At 54.7% G+C, this 4,740-nt stretch carries 4 protein-coding genes; all 4 read right to left on the reverse strand.

The window, feature by feature from the left end:
* The coding region (locus tag B3Q33_RS08925) for a BCCT family transporter (protein ID WP_286827498.1) at positions 1-1,025 on the reverse strand (1,025 nt) is incomplete at its 3' end.
* 165 nt (positions 1,026-1,190) lie between these two features.
* Positions 1,191-2,327, reverse strand: coding sequence for a hypothetical protein (locus B3Q33_RS08930; protein WP_035247808.1), 1,137 nt, complete (start codon positions 2,325-2,327; stop codon positions 1,191-1,193).
* A gap of 465 nt (positions 2,328-2,792) precedes the next feature.
* Positions 2,793-3,875: a threonine synthase gene (gene thrC, locus B3Q33_RS08935; protein WP_035247810.1), complete on the reverse strand. Its 1,083-nt coding sequence runs from the start codon at positions 3,873-3,875 to the stop codon at positions 2,793-2,795.
* 136 nt (positions 3,876-4,011) lie between these two features.
* Positions 4,012-4,740 (reverse strand): homoserine dehydrogenase (locus tag B3Q33_RS08940; RefSeq protein WP_286827499.1); only part of this gene is annotated, 729 nt, incomplete at its 5' end.

Here is a 4,740-nt window from a genome sequence, read left to right on the forward strand (position 1 = left end):
CAGGAAATCCACCACGCCCAGTAAAACACCGTCCAGCCGTGGAACCAGGTGTCATCCTCACGACCAATCCAGTTACTCAGCGGAATAATATTGGACACGTAATCCACCGCTGTTGTGGCAAACCCGGTAATGATCAGCAATGTTGGGCCCGCAACAATCACGAATAGCAACAGGAACAACGCCAACATCATATTGATATTACTGAGGAGTTTGACCCCCCCATCTAGCCCCCGCATCACGGATATCACCGCAATGGAGGTCACGCCGAAGATAACCGCCAGCTGCATATTGATCGCGTTAGGCGTATCGAACAGGAAGTGCAAACCACCGGAAGCCTGTTGGGCACCCAAGCCAAGGGACGTGGCCAGACCAAAAATGGTGGCGACAACTGCAAGCGTATCAATGATATGACCTGGCCAGCCCCAGCAACGCTCACCCAGAATAGGATAGAAGGCGGAGCGGATCGTCAGCGGCATACCCTTGTTGTAGGCGAAAAAGGCCAATGAAAGCGCTACCACTGCATAAATAGACCATGGGTGAAGCCCCCAGTGATACATGGTTGCGCCCATGGCCAAGTGCTTGGCCTCTTCCGTATTGGGCGCCACACTCAGCGGCGTTCCGTACCAATCCGTGTAATAGGCCACCGGCTCTGCCACACTCCAGAACATCAAGCCAATCCCCATGCCCGCAGCAAACAACATCGCGAACCAGGAAAGGGTGGAAAATTCCGGTTTGGCTTTCTGGCCACCCAACCGAATTTTACCGGTGGGCATCACCGCTATGGCAATACAGAATAATACAAAAATATTGCCACTGACCATGAACAACCAGTCGAAATGTTCGATGGCCCACGCCTTGGCGCCGTTCAGCATGCCGTTGGCACTCTCCGGGAATGCCAGGGTGCCGACAACAAAGGCAATCACCAGTACGGCACTGATAAAGAAAACAGGATTATGCAGATCCATCCCCAGGACCTGCACATTATCCTGGCCGACATCATAGTCGGTCTCATAATCAATACTCATCTTAGCTCCGTTATCCGTCTTGCTTTAGGGTGCGCAGTGGATGCCGCAACTTACAGCCAGTCGGTCCGGACGATGTCGGGATCGCTTCCCCGAAACATGCACTCCTCAAAACGCACTTCATCATCTAAACCCGAGTAGGCGGCCCTGCAGGGCCGCTACCGGCAATCAGAAATAAAAATCAAACGACGCGTAGACCGCACGGAAGTCTGCTTCGTAAATATCACCGTTACGGTCCACGTCACCATCAGACCACAGGTACTCCAGGTACAGCCAGCCAGGTCCGTACTTGTAGCTGACGCCGGGCGCATAGAATTCCACATCATCGGCGTCGTTACCGCGGGTATCAGTACTCGCCACCCCTGCATCCAGGTAATAGCTCCAGCGATTCTGGTTGTAGATCAGCTGAGCCATGTGCACCTGGGTTTTCACTTCTTCATCGGCGGGTGCCGTGCCACCGAGCAAAAACGCATCCATACCGCCAAAGTCCCGCTCTGCATCAATAAACTGATAGCGGGCAGTGAAGTCATTCATGTTGAAGGTGTAATGCAAATTTACTGATTGATGATCACCCTCATCATCCCGTGCCTTGGCAACGGCAGCCGTCAGGTCCTGGAGACGCCCCTTCTGATAAGAGGCTCCTACAGTATGACCTTCCATAAAGTTCCAGTCGCCATTGATGACCCCGGTCTTGATCTTCCGATAGGTCGTTGCGCTACCCCAGTGACCGTTGTCATCGACCGTGTCAGTACTGGTTTCACCCCAGTCATCCTGGTGGTAATAGGCCACATCGTAGTTAAAGGCATTCAATGAAGAGCTAAGCTTGAAGCCCACATCCATCTGATCGCCATAACCACCCAACACCCCTTCACCGGGCCAGAAATTGACGGTTTTCCAGCCAAAAGGCACCTGGCTTTTCCCCACGGTCAGCAGGGTGTCGTCATCAAATTCGTAACCGATCCATGCCTTATGCATGGTGAAAGTATCACCGGAATTATTATTCGAGGTATCGGTGAATCCGCCAGTACCGAGACGCCCCTCTGCACTGAAACGCCATGGACCATGGGAGCCATCATCATCGGCGTAGAGGATCAATGCCGGGTCGGCAAAGTTACCACCAGTGGTGTTGTCCAGATCCTCATCAAAGGCGGACGACGCACCGGTAAAATCGGAATCAGTGACATATTGATAGACCCACCAGACACCAGCACTCAGTTCGGCACCGGCGTGGGCGTTTAGGGGAATGGACGCAGCAAGCAAACAACTCAGATAGCCAGTGCGCTTTGCAAAAGCACGCTTATTCATCTAATGCTCCCTTCTCTGATTTTCTTTACAGACTAAATATTGACCAAGTAAAGTCAAATCACAGCGTGTCACCTGTTGGGTTGGCACACAGGTATTTGCAGATGCGGTAATGACAATACAAGGAGAGGAGTGGCCGCGCAGGACCGGGGGATGGGCGAGTAATCAGCCCGAAAAAGACACGATAAGGGTAGGCGGTTTCAGTAATCTCGACACGGAGTCGTGGCTCCCTTTCTTCCCATAAAGAAAAAGTACCCTAACATATTTTGGGCAAGGATTTTTTCTTGCGACCAAAACAAATGCAAAATTACAGGGTAATTGCTTTGTTGCCGTTTTTTCACTACGCGAATAAATGAAAAGTGGCTGATGAGATTCAGCCATGCAAACAAGGCTCTGATTGCGCAGCAGAGAGAGAGATAAAAAAACGGAGCGCATAGCGCTCCGTTTTTTTTCGACCTGTTTAACAGGTCAGGACATATTGGACAGGATGGCGCCTTTCACCGCATCCAGGTCCGCATCAATGGTCACCATGCGGCTATCCTGGCACTGGGCGATAGCGGTGTCCGGGTCTTTCAGGCCGTTACCGGTGAGGGTGCAGACGATGGTAGAGCCTTCCGGAATCTTGCCGGCCTTGATGTCGCGCATGGCGCCCCCCAGAGAAGCCGCAGACGCCGGCTCACAGAAGATGCCTTCTTTCTCAGCCAGCATCTTCTGGGCAGCCAGAATCTCCTGATCGGTCAATTCGTCGAACCAGCCGCCAGACTCTTCCTGCAGGGCCCAGGCCTTGTCCCAGGATTGCGGATTACCGATACGGATGGCCGTGGCCACAGTTTCCGGGTCTTTCACCGGTCCGCCACGCATGAAGGGCGCCGCCCCTTCGGCCTGATAACCCACCATCTTCGGTGCACTGTTTACCACACCGGCTTTTTTGTATTCGCTGTAGCCCATCCAGTGGGCGGAGATATTGCCTGCGTTCCCCACTGGCAAACAGTGGAAGTCCGGGGCACGGCCCAGTTCTTCGACAATCTCAAATGCAGCAGATTTCTGGCCCTGCAGACGATAGGGATTCACGGAGTTCACGATGGTCACCGGGGCTTTCTCCGCCACCTGCTTGACCAGCTCCATGCCCTGATCGAAGTTGCCACGGATCTGCATAATCACCGCACCATACATCATCGCCTGGGCCAGCTTGCCCATGGCAATCTTGCCTTCCGGAATCAGCACAAAAGCGGTAATGCCGGCACGGGCCGCGTAGGCCGCGGCAGCCGCAGAGGTATTGCCGGTGGAGGCGCAGATGATGGCATTGCTACCCTCTTCCACCGCCTTGGTCACCGCCATGGTCATGCCACGGTCCTTGAAGGAACCGGTGGGGTTCAGGCCTTCGTATTTGACGTAGATATCCACGTCCTTGCCCAGCATCTTGGGAATGTTCTTCAGGCGAATCAGGGGCGTATTCCCTTCACCCAGGCTGATGATGGGCGTGTCATCATTCACCGGCAGGTGGTCGCGGTAACGGTTGATCAAGCCGGTGTAACGGTCACGAAAAGGCATGGTGTTGGTCTCTGCTGCTAGTGCAAAGCCATTGAGGCAGGCTCTGCTGTTCTTGAATTTGGTCGCTTTAATCAGCGCGTAAAATCGCCAGATGCTTGTCGCCGGACACTGAAAACCGGGCGTCCGACGCTGTGCATCAAGCGTCCAGCGTTTCCACCCGGATGCGCATTATATCGCTATCCACGGTATCAAGGGCACCAATCTTGGCCAACGCCAGGTTCATGTCACCCTCGCGGACTTCGTGGGTCATCATCACGATGGGCACCAGCCCCTGGTCCACTTCCCGCTGTATCATGGCATCAATGCTGACATTGTTGTCACTGAGGATGCGGGTCACGTCGGCCAGCACCCCTTTCTTGTCCTGCACATGCAGGCGCAGGTAGAAACAACAGGACACATCGTCGATGGTCAGGATCGGCTCATCGGACATGTGGTCAGTGTGAAAGCCCAGGTACGGCACCCGCTCGTCGTGGTCCACGGTCAGGGCGCGGCCCAGTTCGATGATATCGGCCACCACCGCAGAGGCGGTGGGCTCGGCGCCGGCGCCGGCGCCGTAGAACATGGTCGGGCCCACGGCATCACCGTGGATCATCACCGCATTCATCACCCCGTTGACCGCCGACAACATGGTTTCCTTGGGCACCAGGGTCGGATGCACACGCAGTTCGATGCCCTTGCCGGTGTCCTTGGCGATGCCAAGATGCTTGATGCGGTAACCGAAGTGAGCGGCGCTGGCTACGTCTTCGATGGTGATGCGGCTGATCCCCTCGGTATAGACCTGGGAGAACTGCAGCGGAATACCGAAGGCGATGGACGCCAGAATGGTCAGCTTGTGGGCCGCATCAATGCCTTCCACATCGAAGGT

This window comes from Alcanivorax sp. UBA3183, from assembly GCF_002364155.1.
Lineage (GTDB): Bacteria > Pseudomonadota > Gammaproteobacteria > Pseudomonadales > Alcanivoracaceae > Alcanivorax > Alcanivorax jadensis.